A 16,592-nucleotide genomic window follows, 5' to 3' on the forward strand; every position below is an offset into this window, starting at 1 on the left:
ATTAGTATTAAATAAATTAATAAAAAATGACAAAAGCATTATTTGAAACAGAACTAGGGAACATTAATATTGAATTATTCTCTGATGATGCACCTAATACCGTTAACAACTTCACGAAGTTGATCAGTGATGGTTTTTATGATGGTCTTGCATTTCACAGAGTTATTCCTGGATTTATGGCTCAGGGTGGATGTCCAAATACTCGCGATGGAGCATCAGGTATGCCTGGAACTGGAGGCCCTGGATATAACATTAAATGTGAAATTAATTCAAATAAACATCTAAAAGGTTCAATTTCTATGGCACATGCAGGCAAGGATACTGGTGGTAGTCAGTTTTTCATTGTTTATGAACCACAGCCTCATCTCGATGGAGTTCATACTGTTTTTGGTAAGACAGAAGATATGGATGTCGTGCTTAAGCTTACTAACGGTTCAAAAATTCTAAAGGCAACTCTAAAGTAGTAATTTTAGCCTTCAAAAACTATACTAAATGTCTCTTTATCTAAATTAAATTTTCTTGTAGATGAATATAGAATTTCATTATTAATAGTAAATTTAGTATTGATAAGTTTGATGCTATTTTTGGGATGTAATGCTTGTTCAATATTTCTAGAAACAATAATCCCAATTTTTTTACTATCTTCGTATTTAGATAAAAACTCAATTAATAATTCTATATTCTTTATTTCTTCGTCGGTAATATTAGTATTAGTTCTATTTCGATCGTGTATGATTCTCCATACTAATTTTGGTCGATTCCAAAAAGCCAATAATCTTGGAGTACTTTCCAGTTTAATATTAATGTTTTGATCCTTACAGAATTTATTAACCTTATTTTTTATTGGAACTAGATGAATTGATTTATAGTTTCCGTCAAGAAAAATAGATATAAATGGATCAATATTCCTGAAATTAGAATTATCTACATCAATCATATGGCCAAGCTTTGTTCTCTTAACACTTAAATATTCAGCATTATTATCATTTGGACAAATCATTAATGGAACTCTCTCAATAACTTCAATTCCATAACCTCCTAATCCAGCAATCTTTCTAGGATTATTTGTTAATAATTTTAATTTTTTTATACCTAGATCAGTTAATATCTGTGCTCCTACTCCATAATTTCTTAGATCAGCAGGAAATCCTAATTTTTCATTAGCTTCTACTGTGTCTAATCCACCATCCTGTAAGCTGTAAGCTTTTAATTTATTTATAAGACCAATACCTCTACCTTCTTGTCTCAAGTAAACAACAACGCCCTCTTCTTCCTTTTCTATCCTTGATAAAGCAGCCTCTAACTGTGGTCTACAATCGCAACGTAATGAACCAAAAGCATCGCCAGTTAGGCATTCTGAATGCATTCTTACTAATACAGGTTCGCTTAATTTTTTTGATTTTTGTTTAACTAATGCAACGTGCTCTGAACCATCAAGTTCATTAATGTATCCATATGCTTTGAAATTTCCAAAAATACTTGGAAGAACAGCATCGGATTTTCTAAAAACAAATCTTTCAGTTTGAAATCGATAACTTATTAAATCGGCTATTGATATTAATTTCATCCCCCACTGTTTTGCATACTCTTTAAGTTGTGGAAGTCTTGACATTGAACCATCAGGATTTTGTATTTCACAAATTACTCCAGCTGGATATAGTCCTGACATTGCTGCAATATCTACTGCCGCTTCTGTATGTCCTGCCCTTTTTAAAACTCCCCCTTTTTTAGCTCTTAATGGAAAAATATGTCCTGGCCTCCTTAAATCATCAGGTTTTGTATTTGGATTTATAGCAACTTGTATTGTTTTGGCTCTGTCTTCAGCTGAAATACCAGTCGATACATTATTTTCAGGGCCAGCATCAATTGATATCGTAAAAGCTGTTTGATTCTTGTCTGTGTTTCTATCCACCATTAAGGGTAAATCTAAGGAGTCAAGTTTTTCTCCTTGCATAGCTAGGCATATAAGGCCCCTTCCCTCAGTAGCCATAAAATTAATTTGTTGAGGAGTAGCAAACTGAGCGGCGCAAATTAAATCACCCTCATTTTCTCTTCTTTCATCATCTACCACAATTATGCATTCACCATTTCTTATTGCAGCTAATGCATCGCTTATAGGATCAAATTCAATTTTAAAAGATTCATTTATATCCAAAATTGTTCCATTATTTGATTTGGGACTTGTTTCTTTCATTATTCCTATCAATATAGAAAAATAGTGTGTTAGTTATCCTAAATTCAACACTTTATAATCCTATCTCAAATTCTGCCAATTCAAAGAAATGAATGTTGCAATAGTAGGTGCTACTGGTTACGGCGGTATTCAAGCGGTAAATCTTTTAAAAAATAATAAAAACTACAAAATCTCATTTTTAGGCGGTAATAAAACTTCTGGGTCAAAGTGGAATGATAACTTCCCTTTTATTTATCTTGATACCGATCCTTATATAGAAAAAATATCAGTAGAGAATATCTCAAAGAATTCTGATGTAGCTTTGCTTTGTTTACCTAATGGTATATCTTCTACTTTGACAAGGAAATTATTAGATAGAGGAGTTAAAGTTATTGATTTATCAGCAGATTATAGATATAAGTCGCTAGTTGAATGGGAAAAAGTATATTCAAAAGAAGCTGTTGCTTTTAAAAGGAATGATGATGATTTATGTAAAGAAGCAGTCTACGGTCTTCCTGAAATAAATAAAGAAGCAATTTCAAATGGAAGATTAATTTCATGTCCAGGTTGTTATCCAACATCGGCTCTTATTCCTCTAGTTCCTTATCTTTCGCAAGGAATTATTGAAAATGAAGGTATAGTTATTGATTCTAAAAGCGGAACTTCTGGAGGTGGGAGAGAACCAAACCAAAAGCTACTCTTATCAGAATGTGGAGAAGGACTGTCAGCATATGGATTGATAAACCATAGACATACTTCAGAGATCGAGCAAGTAGCATCATTAATTTCTGGAAATAAAATCGAACTTCTTTTTACTCCTCATTTGGTTCCAATTTCAAGGGGTATGCATTCGACTATATATGGGAGATTAAGAGATCCTGGATTAACATCAGATGATTGCAGAATTCTTTTGGATAATTATTATAGGAATTTTAAGAATATTACAGTCTTACCTGTAGGTACATTCCCATCCACAAAATGGGTAAAAAATACAAACCAAATTTTCCTTTCTGTTAAAGTTGATATTCGAAATGGAAGAATAGTTATTTTATCTGTAATTGACAATTTGTTAAAAGGACAGACTGGGCAGGCAATTCAAAATTTAAATATTATGAGTGGATTTTCAATGGATGATGGCCTTGAGTTAACTAATAACTTTCCATAAAATTACTTCTTATCAAAAAACCAGCATGAGAGATTGATTGAGGTAAAATTTTATGTTCAAGTATTTGTATTTTTTTAGATAGTGTTTCAATATTGTCGTCGTGTTGGATTGATAAAGCAGCTTGCATTATAAGAGAACCGCTATCCACTTCCTCCTCAACAAAATGTACTGAGCAACCAGTTATTTTTGAACCATTTAATATCGAATCCTTTATTGCAGAACCTCCTTTATATGCAGGAAGTAATGATGGGTGAATGTTTATAATTTTATTCTTAAATTTGTTAATAAAGAATGGAGTGACAATTTTCATCCAGCCAGCCATTACTACAAGTTCAACATCATGATTAATTAATGTATTTATAATTTCTAATTCAAATAGTTCTTTATGAGAAAAGTCTTCACTTCTTATTATTTTATGAGGTATTTCAGCTTTTACCGCTCTTTTTATACAACCAGCATCTTCTTTGTTTGTAATTAGAATTTTTATTTCTAGGTCTAATTCTCCTTTTCCTGAGAGATTAATTAACTCCTGAAAGTTTGTTCCCTTCCCAGAAGCAAGTACTCCAATTTTTAATTTTGGTGAAAATCTTCTAAATTTAGATATCTCAGGCGAAATTATGTAATTAAATGATTTATCCAAAATTTTTATTTTATCCAATGATAAATTCATATGAAATAAAAAAAACAATCTACTGTAATTGTTTTTATTCAAAAACATATAAATTTAAAGATATAAATTTAAACAAATTTAAAAGAATTAATTCTATGTACTATTCGTAAAGATATAATTAAATCATAAATAAAGGAAAAATATATAAAATGAATGAAGAATTAAACTCATGGGATAAATTTTGTAATTATCTTTGGTTTGATAAAAAATTAAATATTTGGTTAGATATAAGCAAAATTATTTTTACAAATGACGACATTGTCACTTTAGAAGAGAAATTTACAGATGTTTTGTCATCAATAAAAGAATTAGAAAATGGTGCAATCTCAAATATTGATGAAAATAGACAAGTTGGACATTATTGGCTTAGAAATCCATCAATTTCTCCATCTTCCAATATAGGAGAGGAGATTAGTGCAGATATAAATGAAATCTCTGAATTTGGCAAACAAATTTTAAATGGAAATATTAAGAATAAGAATAATCAGAAATATACTGATGTTCTATGGATAGGAATTGGTGGAAGTGGATTAGGCCCATTACTTATTACAGAGTCACTGCAGAAGTGCTCTAAAGGATTAAATTTTTCTTATATCGATAATGTTGATCCTTTTTTAATTAGCGAAAAGTTAGAAGAGTTAGCTGAAAAATTATCCACAACATTATTTGTAGTAGTAAGCAAATCGGGTGGTACGCCTGAACCTAGAATTGCTATGGAAATTATTAAGAGTCATTGTGAAAACAATTCACTTGAATGGAATTCTAATGCTATAGCTATAACTATGAAAGATAGTAAGTTATTTAATAAAGCCATTTCTGAAAATTGGTTAAAAATATTCAATTTACAAGATTGGGTTGGAGGAAGAACTAGTATTACTAGCTCTGTAGGATTACTTCCATTAGCTCTTATTAATGAAAATATATTTGAATTTATTAGAGGTGCATCATTAATGGATGAGGCCACACGTACTAGTGATTTTAAAAATAATCCCGCAGCATTATTATCATCTGCATGGTATTTAACTGGAGATGGCGTTGGAAAGAGAGATATGGTTGTTTTACCTTATAGAGATAGGTTACAGGTATTTAGTAAATATCTTCAGCAATTAGTAATGGAGTCTTTAGGAAAGAAATTTAATAGGAATGGTGAAGTAGTTAATCAAGGGATATCCGTTTTTGGTAATAAAGGATCTACAGATCAACATGCTTATGTTCAGCAACTGAGAGATGGTATTGATAACTTCTTTTGTATTTTTATTGAATTATTAGATTCTCCATCGACTAATATTTTTGATGGAAAAGAGAATCCTAAAGAATATCTTTCTGGTTTTTTGCAGGGAACTAGATCCGCACTTTCTAGTGAAAACAGACAAAGTATCACTATCACATTAGAAAAATTAAATTGTTTTTCACTAGGTGCCTTAATCGCTTTATTTGAGAGATCTGTATCTTTCTACGCTGAATTAGTAAATATAAATGCCTATGATCAACCTGGAGTTGAAGCCGGAAAGAAAGCAGCTGCAAATATTATTGACTATCAACAAAAAGTAAGTAATTTATTAGAGAAAGGAGGCGAATATTCTATCAATGAAATAACATCATTAATTGATAATTCAGTTAGTGAACCTATATTTTTCATACTTCGTGAAATGTGTTTCGGTAATGAAGATTATTTAGTTAAGGGCGATTGGTCAAATCCAAATTCATTAGTTATTCAAAAAAGAAATTCTTAAACAACAATATTCATAATTTTTCCTTTAACAATAATTATTTTTCTTATTTCCTTATCTTGAGTCCATTTTAATATATTGGGTCTTTTAAGAGTTAATTCCTTAATTTGATCTTCATTCATTTCATTATTAATATTTATTTTGTCTCTAACTTTTCCATTTACTTGTATTACTAGTACATATGAATCTTCTTTTAGTGCTTCGGCATTAAATGAAGGCCAGTGTTCTAAATGAACAGAATTTTTAAATCCTATAAGAAGCCATATTTCTTCAGAAATATGAGGTGCAAATGGAGCCAATAAAATACAAAATGTTTTTAAAGCATCTATTTTTAAATTATTGTTTACGTCATTAATGTTATTTGATAATGAATTATAAAACTTCATTAGTTCTGAAATCGCTGTATTAAATTGGTTATTTGATATGTCATTTGTAATTTCTTTTATAGCAATGTTCATTGACTTTATTAAAGTTTTTTCTTTATTTGGATAGGACTTACTTTTACTATTGATATCTTTTGAACAACTTATATAAAGCTTCCAAATCCTACTTAAAAATCTAAATTGTCCTTCAACATCTGAATCTCCCCATTCCAAATCTTTTTCTGGTGGTGCTTTAAATAATATAAACATTCTTGCTGTATCTGCTCCATATTTTTTAATTACTGATTCAGGATCTATTCCGTTATATTTAGACTTGGACATCTTCTCGAAAAGCACTTCGAGTTTAGAGTTGTCAATTGGATCTGTAGGATTTGATAGGTCATTAATATCTGAAGGAGAAATATATTTACCCGTTTTATTGTTTTTATAGGCTGCGGACTGAACCATTCCTTGAGTTAATAACTTTTTGAATGGTTCATCAATTTCAAATAGTTCATTATCTCGCAATGCTTTAGTGAAAAATCTTGCATATAACAAATGCAAGATTGCGTGCTCTACTCCTCCAACATATTGATCTACAGGCAACCAATTATTAATTTCAATCTTTTCAAATGGCTTAGTTGAACATCTTGACGATGGATATCTTAAAAAATACCAAGATGAACACATAAAAGTGTCCATAGTATCAGTTTCTTTTTTTGCCGCTATTCCACATTTTGGACATGTTGTATTTATCCAATTATAATTATCACCTAAAGCATTAATCTTGTTAGCAGAGATATCTATATCTTTTGGTAATGCAACAGGTAATTCCGATTGGTTTAAAGGAACAGATCCACATTTTTTGCAATTAACGATAGGAATCGGACATCCCCAATATCTTTGTCTAGATATTAACCAATCTCTTAAACGATATTGAATCTTATTTTCGGCCCATCCATTATTTACGCCCTCCTCTGAAATTTTTAATTTAGCAATAGTATTTGCTATACCATTGAAATGATTTGAATTAATAAGATATCCATTTTCCACATAAGCTTCATCAAGCTCTTTAGTTTTTTCACTTTTATCCTTTATTATTACATGTTTAATATCAATATTATTTTTCTTGGCAAATTCAAAATCTCTTAGATCATGAGCAGGCACGCCCATAACAGCACCTGTACCGTATTCATCGAGAACATAACTTGCCACCCAAATAGGAATAGGTTCTGAATTAACTGGATTTATTGCTATTAAACTAGTTTTTATTCCAATTTTTTCAAGTTCATTATTTTTATTATTTTTCAAATATTGTTTAAGATTTTCTATATCTTGTATGGTTTCTTGATCTGAAATATTTTTAATTAATGAATGATTAATAGAAATTGCTAAATAAGTAACTCCAAATAAAGTATCTGGCCTTGTTGTAAATACAGTTATTTTCTTTTCTGGATTGGTATTGATATTGAAATTAATATTTGTACCAATTGACTTTCCAATCCAATTATCTTGCATTATTTTTACTCTTTCTGGCCAGTTATCTAATTTTTCTAAATCCTTCAATAACTCATCCGCATAATTAGTAATCCTTAAAAACCATTGCTTTAATAATTTTTTTTCAACTAGCGCCCCAGATCTCCAAGATTTACCCTCTGAGTCAACTTGTTCATTCGCTAAGACTGTATTATCTATCGGATCCCAATTAACTTCTGATTCCTTTTGATATACAAGACCTGCCTTGTATAACTCTAAAAATAGATATTGTGTCCAAATATAGTAATTTTCATCACAAGTTGCAAATTCTCTATCCCAATCAACTGATAGTCCCAAAAGCTTTAATTGTGACTTCATATGAGAAATATTTTTTTTAGTCCAGACACTTGGACTAATTCCTCTTTCAATCGCTGCATTCTCAGCAGGTAAACCAAAAGCGTCCCAACCCATTGGATGTAAAACAGATTTTCCCTTAAACCTTTGGAAACGAGCTATTAAGTCTGTAATAACATAATTCCTAACATGTCCCATATGAAGATTACCTGAAGGGTAAGGAAACATTGATAAAGCATAAAATTTATCGCTATTCTCAGTTAATTCATCGGTTTTGTATAAATTGTTTTCTGTCCATATTGACTGCCATTTTTTTTCTATTTCAGATGGATTATATAAATTGGTATCTGTCTCATATTGTTTATCGGGAGAAATCACTTATTTTTTATTTGTTAAATTATTATTTTAATATCCATTGTATAAAATAGAAATAGTTTGTTAAAAGGAATAATTTATAATTAAAATTTAAAATATATTATCTACAAATGAAAAATATAAATTTTGAAAAATATCAAGGTAACGGAAATGATTTCGTAGTAATTGATTCTAGAGGAAATGATTTATATAAAAATTACAAGTCAAATAAAATATTTGATATAAAACAAATTTGCAACAGGCAATTTGGTATTGGAGCAGATGGTGTAATTTTTATAGAAGAACCTAATGAAGATAATTATGCAAAAATGATAATCTTTAATTCTGATGGCTCTGAAGCACAAATGTGTGGAAACGGAATTAGGTGTTTAGTTGAGTATCTCCACGTAAATGATTCAATGAATAATAAAAATATAGAATATAAAATTGAGACTAAAGCAGGTTTAAAAATTGCAAAATATATAAATGATGAAATTACAGTAAAAATGGGAGTTCCAATTTTAGAAAGTCAAAATATTCCAACAACAATTGAAAAAAAAATCAATTCAATTCCTTCACACGAATTTATTGAGAAAAATTTCAATAATATGGGTTATGCCGTAGGAATGGGAAATCCTCATTTAATATTCTTTGTAAAAGACATAGAGTCAATTGTTCTTTACAGACTAGGTCCTATATTTGAAAAAAATGAATTATTTCCTGAAAAAACTAATGTACATTTTTGTCAAATCATAAATAGAGATAATATCAAAGTAAAAGTATGGGAAAGAGGTGCAGGACCAACCTTAGCCTGTGGAACAGGTGCCTGTGCTATCCATGTAGCAGCTTATAAATTAGGACTTTGTAATCCACAAACCATAGTAACTTTACCAGGAGGTAATCTTAAAATTGATTGGTCAAAAGACGATTTTGAAGTCATGATGACCGGTAATGCTAAAAAGGTTTTCTCAGGATCAATGTTAGTAAATTAATGGAAAATAATTTTATCTATTTAGATAATGCATCCACAACTCCATTATCTAAGAATGTTTTAAATATAATTAATTCAACTTATAGGAATTATTGGCATAACCCTTCATCTACATATGAGCTAGGGATAAAATGTTCTACATATCTTGAAAAAATTAGATCTAAAATTGCACATATATTTGAAGCAGATCCAGAGGATATAATTTTTACATCTGGTTCTTCGGAATCAACAAATATTGTATTTAATAATATTTATGAGAACTTTAAAAATGGTAGAGTTGTTATTTCGAATGTTGAACATCAAGCAACAACTATTTGTGCTAATAAACTAAGAAAACAAAATTGGGATATTTACGAATGGACGGTAAATAATGATGGAATTTTAAATATTTCTAATATCGATGAAATTTTAACAAATGAGACTAAGATTGTATCAATTATTTGGGGACAAAGTGAAATTGGGACAATACAACCGGTTCAATTTATAGGTTCCAAATGTGAAGAATTAAATATAATGTTTCATTTAGATGGAACTCAAATATTAAGTAATGGAATATTCAGTTGGAAAGATCTTAAATGTGATCTTTTAAGTTTATCTGCTCATAAATTTGGAGGTCCAAAAGGTATCGGTATTCTTTTAACAAAAGAAAAGTCTAGACAAATTTTAAAAAATAAAGACATATCACTTACTCAGGAATTTTCAATTAGACAAGGTACACAAGCTTTGCCATTAATCGCTGGAATGTATGAATCATTAAAGAATATTAAAGGAAAAATAAAGTTATGTGATTACATAACTGAATTTCCTTCTAATAATATTAATAAACTTAAAAATTATTTTTTTAAAAAAATTAAGGACAATAATCATATAAAGATTACGGGTAGTATTAACCATAGACTTCCCAATCATATTTCGTTTCTACTATTAAATAAACTATTTGAGCCTATAAGGGCCTATAAGATTGTTAATTTCATGTCTGAAAATAAAATAGCCATAAGTAGTGGAAGTGCTTGTTCAAGCTCATCTGGGAAACCTAGCTCAACACTTAAAAATATTGGTTTAAAAGATGATGAACTATATTCAAATATTCGTGTTACTTTAGGTTCAATAAACAATAAGTCAGAAATAGATAAATTTTTAGAACTTATTCAAATATGTATTGACAAATTTTAATGGAAACCAATTACAGACTACCTAAAGATTTAAATGAATCTCTTAAGAATATGGAGGATGCAATTATTCCAAGTTTATTAGATTCAAATAAAAGATTTACTATAGAATTAAATTTTGAAGGATTGAAGTTTAACAGAATTGGAATAACTATCTACAAGATATTGTCTAAAAATAATAATGTATTCATAACATTTGCTGATCAAGGTGCTGTGGCTTTGGCTCAAAGAGACTATCCAGATATCAAAGATAAAATCTTTACTTTTAAATCATTTAATGAATCAAATAATATAAATAATATTGATAGTGCAATGATATCGATACTACCTCAGCCATATGATTTCGATTCATTTGAACCAATGTCTGATAATTATCAAGGTAAGCATTATTCATTAAATCCAAAATTTGAAGATGCCAATATTGGTATAGGAAGTGTTATTAGAGAGCGACGTAAAAACTTTGTCATAACATGGAAAAATATTTATTTTCTTCAGCCTTTAAATAAAGCTGCTCTTATGCATATTTATCCAAATAACTGGTTGCTTTTCAAAGAAGAAAATAAAAGATATTTTTTTAAAAAAGAATTTGAATTTAAACCCGACAATGAATCTATTTTTGTAAATTTATAGATTGAATGTGATAAAAAAAATTTATTCATTTTTCTTAATTGTTATTGTATTAGTAACATCTCCTTTCCTAATAAGATATTTACTAACAAATCAGAAAATAACTTTTTTAAATAGTATTTATTTTAATTTCCCGGGAATAATTACTAAAAATAAAATATGTCCTACTTATGATGCTTTATTGAATCAAACGCTTGATGATTCTTTTAGTGTATCAATTATTAATAATAAAGGGGAAATAATAAGTTCCTACAATGAGAATGTTCCAAGGTTGCCAGCATCTAATCAAAAATTATTCTCATCAGCTTATGTTTTAAGTAAATATAAATTAAATAATAATTTAATAACTTCCTTATTTAAAAATAAAAACAATTATTATTTACTCGGTCAGGGTGATCCAGATCTTAATTATGAAAATATAATCGAACTAATTTCAAATGTTAAAGAAAATAAAATTATTAAGTTTAATATTGTAGAAATTAATTCAAAATTATATTGGCCTAATGGTTGGACAAATACTGATAAACTTTACGAATATGGATCTCCAATTACATCTCTTGCAATAGAAAGTAATCACAATAAATATGATGATATTTATGCATTAAAAAATTTTATTAAAAATTATTTAAAAAATAAATTTCCAAATTCAAAAATATATATAGATTTTTTTGATTCAGAAAAAACTTTTTATTTAAAAAATATTAAAGAGATAAATAAAATATATTCAACTCCAATTCTTTCATTATTAACTCTAACAAATTCTGAAAGCCATAATTTTACAGCTGAAACTCTCTTTAAAAATGCCTCAAATACATGGAACGACAATGACTATATAAAATTGAAAAGATGGCTTGAAAATAAAGGCCTCCCAGCAACTAATGCATACTTTGCAGATGCTAGTGGATTGTCTCGAAAAAATAAAATTACAACAAAGTTAGTTGTATTGTTTTTAGATAAAATGAGATATTTTAATGATTTTAATGCTTATCAATCTACACTTTCAATTACGGGAGTAAGAGGAACATTAGCTAAAAGATTTGTAAATAGTGAATTATCTGGAAAGTTTTTTGGCAAAACTGGTACTCTTTCAAATGTCTTTGCATTATCCGGCTTTTTATATAAAAATGAAAAGCCAATAATTATAAGCATTATCCAAAATTCTAATAAAATTGATAAAGAAAAAGCTTTTAAATTATTACGTGATCTTTATTACTTGAAATCTTGTTAATAAATATATTATTTAAAATATTCTTTTAAATCCTTCTCAACAGAGGGGGGTACCATATGATTAATTTCACCACCAAATTTTGCAACTTCTTTTACTAAAGAACTACTAAGAAAACTATAATTTGTATTTGTCGATAAAAATATAGTTTCAATATCATTATTAAGAGATTTATTTGTATGAGCAATCTGAAGTTCATACTCAAAATCACTCATTGCTCTTAATCCTCGAAGAATAAGATTAGCTTTTAGATCATTTGCACAATCAACAGTTAGACCAGAATAAGAAATAATTTCAATATTAGGCAAATGAGAAAGAGAATATTTTATTTGTATTATTCTTCTTTCAAGATTAAATGTTGGTGTTTTAGAAGTATTTTCTAAAACAGCAACTACTAGATTGCCAAATATTTTTTCAGCCCTTTCTATTAAATCAAGATGCCCGTTTGTTAAAGGATCAAATGTACCTGGATAAAGAATTTTCATGAATTTATTATGATCGAATAAGAAATTTAGTTAAAATAAGATTATTAGATAAATCAATTATGACATTAAATCTAGAAGCAAAAAAAATCTTATTAAGAAAAATACCTCACGGATTATTTATTTGTGGCGTTAGAGACGAGGTTAAAAATGAAGTGAATGGATTTACTGCAAGTTGGGTGACTCAAGGTTCCTTCACCCCACCATTAGTTGTAATGGCTGTTAGAGCAGAGGGTTCAAGTCATGAAATAATAAAGTCCACCAATAAGTTCTCATTAAATGTTCTAAAAAGTGATCAAAAGGATCTAGCAGCTGTTTTCTTTAAACCTCAAAAAGCATTAGGAGGTAGATTTGAATCTGTTGAATTTAAATTAGGTGAGCTTGGATTGCCTATTTTAGTTGATAGTGTTGGTGGGGTTGAATGTAATGTTGTTGGAAGTGTTATGCATGGAGATCATACCGTTTTTGTAGGAGAGGTTCAATCTGCTTATCTGAATAATGATGTTGACTCACTAAATTTATCTTCAACTGGCTGGAATTATGGAGGGTAATCATTATAAATGAGTAATTCCTCTATCGAAAAAATAGATAACAAATATAATTTTAAAATTGAATATAAATTAATTAATAATAAGGAATTATTAAAATCAAGATTATCCGAAATTCCAAAGTCATCTGGTTGTTATCTTTTTAAAGATATTGATAATAACTTACTTTATATAGGTAAATCAAAAAAACTACGCAGTAGAGTAAGTAGTTATTTCAATAATTATTCAGATTTAACTCCCCGATTAAGTTTGATGGTTCGTCAAATAACTGAAATAGAAATAATAGTCACAGATAGCGAATATGAAGCATTAAATTTAGAGTCAAATTTAATTAAAACAAACAAACCATACTTTAATATTCTTTTAAAGGATGATAAGAAATATCCATATCTTTGTATAACTTGGAGTGAGAAATATCCTCGAATATTTATTACAAGAAGAAGAAGAAATAGAAATAATTTAGATAGATATTATGGACCTTATGTTGATGTCGGATTATTAAGGAGAACATTGTTTACGATAAAAAAGATATTTCCACTTAGACAAAGACCAAGGCCAGTCTATAAAGATAGAACTTGTTTGAATTATTCAATAGGAAGATGTCCAGGTGTTTGCCAAGAAGTTATATCATCTGACGATTATAAAAAAATAATGCAACAAGTATCTATGATATTTCAGGGAAGAAATGATGACTTAGAAATATTTTTACAAAAAAAAATGCTGCAATTTTCAAATGATTTAGATTATGAGAATGCAGCAAAAATAAGGGACCAAATTTCAGGTTTAAAATTATTAACTGAATCACAAAAAATATCAATACCAGATTCTTCAATTAATAGAGATATCTTTGGAATAGTTTCAGAAAAAAATGTAGCTAGTATACAAATTTTCCAAATGAGATCTGGTAAGCTCATTGGGAGAATTGGCTATAGTCAAAAATTAAATAATGAAGATGAAAATCATATTCTACAAAAGATATTAGAAGAACATTATATGAATGTTGAAGCTGTAGAAATACCATCAGAAATTCTTATTCAATATAACCTTCCAAAACAAGCAACCATAGAGGATTGGTTAACGGAGCTAAGAAAAAAGAAAGTAAAAATATTAATCCCAAAAAGAAATAAAAAACATGAAACTGTAGAAATGGTTTTAAAAAATGCGAAATTAGAATTAGATAGAATATTAAATGGGATACAAGATAATGAATCATCTATTGAGGATCTTGCCCAAATACTTGAATTAAGCGAACAACCTAAAAGAATTGAAGGTTATGATATAAGCCATATTCAAGGTAGTGACCCTGTAGCATCACAAGTCGTTTTTATTGATGGGATTCCTTCTAAACAGCATTATAGGAAATATAAAATTAAAGATCCAAACGTTTTTGTAGGACATAGTGATGATTTTGCTTCGATATATGAAGTAATACATAGAAGGTTTAAAAAATGGTCAAGATTTAAAAAAAGCGGAGGGGATTTTTCAATATTAAATGATAAAACGAATAGTAAATTAGACAATGAACTTTTATCAGATTGGCCTGATTTAATAATGATAGATGGAGGAAAAGGACAGTTGAATGCAGCTATTAAAGCATTAAATGAATTAAATCTTGAGGAAGAAGTAACTATATGTTCATTAGCAAAAAAAAATGAAGAAATATTTATTCCAGGCTTTACTAAGTCTCTTGACACTGATGAAAATCAGAAAGGAGTTCTTCTATTAAGAAGGGTAAGAGATGAAGCACATAGATTTGCATTATCTTTTCATAGAGACAAAAGATCTAAGAGAATGAATAGATCTCAATTGTCCCAAATCAGTGGATTAGGACCATCAAGAATAAGAGAATTGCTTGAGTATTTTAAATCAATAGACGCGATAAGAATAGCTAGTAAAGAGGATTTATCAAAAGTTAAAGGACTTGGAAAAAACTCAGTAAATGATATATATGAATATTTTAACGAGTTATAAATATTAATTAATTTTTGAAAAATAGATTTCTTGATCTTGTTAAATATAACTATATTAAAAATATATATTTTTAAATTAATCTATTAATTTGGCAGCTGAAGCATTTCTCTGGTTTAAATCACTTCACATTATTGGTGTAATCGTTTGGTTTGCGGGACTTTTTTATTTAGTAAGACTTTTTATATATCATGAAGAATCTAAAAATATGGATAATGAATTAAAAATTGCCTTTAATAAACAATACACCTTGATGGAAAAAAGGCTGGCTAATATTATCACAACACCTGGGATGATATTAGCTTTAAGTATGGCTATATGCATGGTTATTATGCAACCAAGTTGGTTAAGTGAGAAGTGGTTGCAAATTAAAATTTCTTTTGTTTTAGGATTAGTAATATATCATTCTTATTGTTACAAAATAATGTATTCATTACAAAATGGTACTTCAACCATTTCAGCAAAAAACCTTAGATTATTAAATGAATTGCCTACTTTATTATTATTTATAATTGTACTTTTAGTAATTTTTAAAAATAATTTTCCAACTAGTATTGCTACATGGAGCGTAGTTGGATTAATTATTTTCATGTTGGCTTCAATACAATTATATGCAAAGATTAGAAAGAAAAATGAGAATTCATTAAGTAATGAATAGGGAAGACTTAGTAAAATTAACTTCCAATATTAATAAAAATAGTTGTCCTAAAAATATTAATTTTCACTGTCATACAAAATTTAGTGATGGAAGTCTAGAACCATATGAACTTTTAGAACAAGCTTATAAAAATAACTTGAAATTTTTATCAATAACCGATCATCATACAATTAAAGCTCATGAATATATAAAAAAAAATAATTTACTCAAAAATTATCCTAAAGATTCTTTTACATTAATTTCGGGAATAGAAATTAATTGTTTGATTCTAGGATGTTTAGTACATGTAATTGGATTGGGAATAGATATAAAAAGTAAATACCTAAATCCCTACATCCTTGGAGAGTCTCCAATAGGTAATGATTTAGATATTAAATCAGTTATTAAAGCAATAAATTTAGCTGATGGTTTATCATTTCTTGCACATCCAGCTAGATACAGGATTCCCTTTTATAAATTAATTCCAGAGGCCAAAATACAAGGTATTGATGGAATAGAGGTTTGGTACGATTATGAACTGAATGAAGTATGGAATCCTAGTTTATTTGTATGTACAGAAATAAATAAATTAGCAGATAAATATTCAATGCTAAAAACATGCGGAACAGATAGTCATGGACTTTCGCTATTAGGTAGATAA

The 16,592-nt window shown here is 28.5% G+C and carries 15 protein-coding genes; 11 read left to right on the forward strand and 4 right to left on the reverse strand.

From position 1 onward, the window contains the following. Nucleotides 1-26 precede the first annotated feature (26 nt). A complete protein-coding gene (locus tag PMT9312_RS04635) occupies nt 27-464 on the forward strand; it encodes a peptidylprolyl isomerase (RefSeq protein WP_011376460.1) in 438 nt (145 codons plus the stop codon). A gap of 5 nt (nt 465-469) precedes the next feature. Here PMT9312_RS04635 and ribBA read toward each other — a convergent pair whose 3' ends face one another. Then, on the reverse strand, nt 470-2,194 hold the full coding sequence (ribBA, locus tag PMT9312_RS04640) for a bifunctional 3,4-dihydroxy-2-butanone-4-phosphate synthase/GTP cyclohydrolase II (RefSeq protein WP_011376461.1): 1,725 nt from the start codon (nt 2,192-2,194) through the stop codon (nt 470-472). An 88-nt stretch (nt 2,195-2,282) separates the two neighbouring features. On the opposite strand from ribBA, the gene argC reads away from it, so the two are divergent. Further along, nucleotides 2,283-3,338, forward strand: coding sequence for an N-acetyl-gamma-glutamyl-phosphate reductase (gene argC / locus PMT9312_RS04645; RefSeq protein WP_011376462.1), 1,056 nt, complete (start codon nt 2,283-2,285; stop codon nt 3,336-3,338). Here argC and purN read toward each other — a convergent pair. Then, on the reverse strand, nt 3,322-3,978 hold the full coding sequence (gene purN, locus PMT9312_RS04650; RefSeq protein WP_036924628.1) for a phosphoribosylglycinamide formyltransferase: 657 nt from the start codon (nt 3,976-3,978) through the stop codon (nt 3,322-3,324). The genes argC and purN overlap by 17 nt on opposite strands. Before the next feature lie 179 nt (nt 3,979-4,157). Between purN and PMT9312_RS04655 the strand changes: the two genes are divergently transcribed. Next, nucleotides 4,158-5,741 carry a glucose-6-phosphate isomerase gene (locus tag PMT9312_RS04655; protein WP_011376464.1) on the forward strand — a complete coding sequence of 528 codons (1,584 nt, stop codon included), beginning with the start codon at nt 4,158-4,160 and terminating at the stop codon, nt 5,739-5,741. Here PMT9312_RS04655 and leuS read toward each other — a convergent pair. After that, a complete protein-coding gene (gene leuS / locus PMT9312_RS04660; RefSeq protein ID WP_011376465.1) occupies nt 5,738-8,308 on the reverse strand; it encodes a leucine--tRNA ligase in 2,571 nt (856 codons plus the stop codon). The genes PMT9312_RS04655 and leuS overlap by 4 nt on opposite strands. A gap of 107 nt (nt 8,309-8,415) precedes the next feature. On the opposite strand from leuS, the gene dapF reads away from it, so the two are divergent. From dapF to PMT9312_RS04680, 4 genes are read left to right on the forward strand one after another with little or no spacing between them, the layout of a single operon-like run. After that, nucleotides 8,416-9,276 carry a diaminopimelate epimerase gene (gene dapF, locus PMT9312_RS04665; protein ID WP_011376466.1) on the forward strand — a complete coding sequence of 287 codons (861 nt, stop codon included), beginning with the start codon at nt 8,416-8,418 and terminating at the stop codon, nt 9,274-9,276. After that, nucleotides 9,276-10,448 carry a cysteine desulfurase family protein gene (locus PMT9312_RS04670; RefSeq protein ID WP_011376467.1) on the forward strand — a complete coding sequence of 391 codons (1,173 nt, stop codon included), beginning with the start codon at nt 9,276-9,278 and terminating at the stop codon, nt 10,446-10,448. The genes dapF and PMT9312_RS04670 overlap by 1 nt, the downstream gene beginning before the upstream one ends. Beyond that, on the forward strand, nt 10,448-11,074 hold the full coding sequence (locus PMT9312_RS04675; RefSeq protein ID WP_011376468.1) for a DUF1995 family protein: 627 nt from the start codon (nt 10,448-10,450) through the stop codon (nt 11,072-11,074). Before PMT9312_RS04670 ends, PMT9312_RS04675 begins: the two co-directional genes overlap by 1 nt. 7 nt (nt 11,075-11,081) lie before the next feature. Beyond that, nucleotides 11,082-12,299 carry a D-alanyl-D-alanine carboxypeptidase gene (locus PMT9312_RS04680; RefSeq protein ID WP_011376469.1) on the forward strand — a complete coding sequence of 406 codons (1,218 nt, stop codon included), beginning with the start codon at nt 11,082-11,084 and terminating at the stop codon, nt 12,297-12,299. Nucleotides 12,300-12,307: 8 nt separating this feature from the next. Here PMT9312_RS04680 and coaD read toward each other — a convergent pair whose 3' ends face one another. Next, nucleotides 12,308-12,781 carry a pantetheine-phosphate adenylyltransferase gene (coaD, locus tag PMT9312_RS04685; protein WP_011376470.1) on the reverse strand — a complete coding sequence of 158 codons (474 nt, stop codon included), beginning with the start codon at nt 12,779-12,781 and terminating at the stop codon, nt 12,308-12,310. 59 nt (nt 12,782-12,840) lie between these two features. Between coaD and PMT9312_RS04690 the strand changes: the two genes are divergently transcribed. From PMT9312_RS04690 to PMT9312_RS04705, 4 genes are all read left to right on the forward strand, one after another. Then, on the forward strand, nt 12,841-13,329 hold the full coding sequence (locus PMT9312_RS04690; RefSeq protein WP_011376471.1) for a flavin reductase family protein: 489 nt from the start codon (nt 12,841-12,843) through the stop codon (nt 13,327-13,329). 9 nt (nt 13,330-13,338) lie between these two features. Beyond that, nucleotides 13,339-15,297: an excinuclease ABC subunit UvrC gene (uvrC, locus tag PMT9312_RS04695; RefSeq protein WP_011376472.1), complete on the forward strand. Its 1,959-nt coding sequence runs from the start codon at nt 13,339-13,341 to the stop codon at nt 15,295-15,297. A gap of 88 nt (nt 15,298-15,385) precedes the next feature. Beyond that, the gene (hemJ, locus tag PMT9312_RS04700; RefSeq protein ID WP_011376473.1) at nt 15,386-15,952 is read left to right on the forward strand and encodes a protoporphyrinogen oxidase HemJ; all 567 of its coding nucleotides are present in this window, start codon (nt 15,386-15,388) and stop codon (nt 15,950-15,952) included. Continuing rightward, the gene (locus tag PMT9312_RS04705; RefSeq protein ID WP_011376474.1) at nt 15,945-16,592 is read left to right on the forward strand and encodes a PHP domain-containing protein; all 648 of its coding nucleotides are present in this window, start codon (nt 15,945-15,947) and stop codon (nt 16,590-16,592) included. Before hemJ ends, PMT9312_RS04705 begins: the two co-directional genes overlap by 8 nt.

The sequence above is a fragment of the Prochlorococcus marinus str. MIT 9312 genome (assembly GCF_000012645.1).
Taxonomy (GTDB): Bacteria; Cyanobacteriota; Cyanobacteriia; order PCC-6307; family Cyanobiaceae; genus Prochlorococcus_A; species Prochlorococcus_A marinus_L.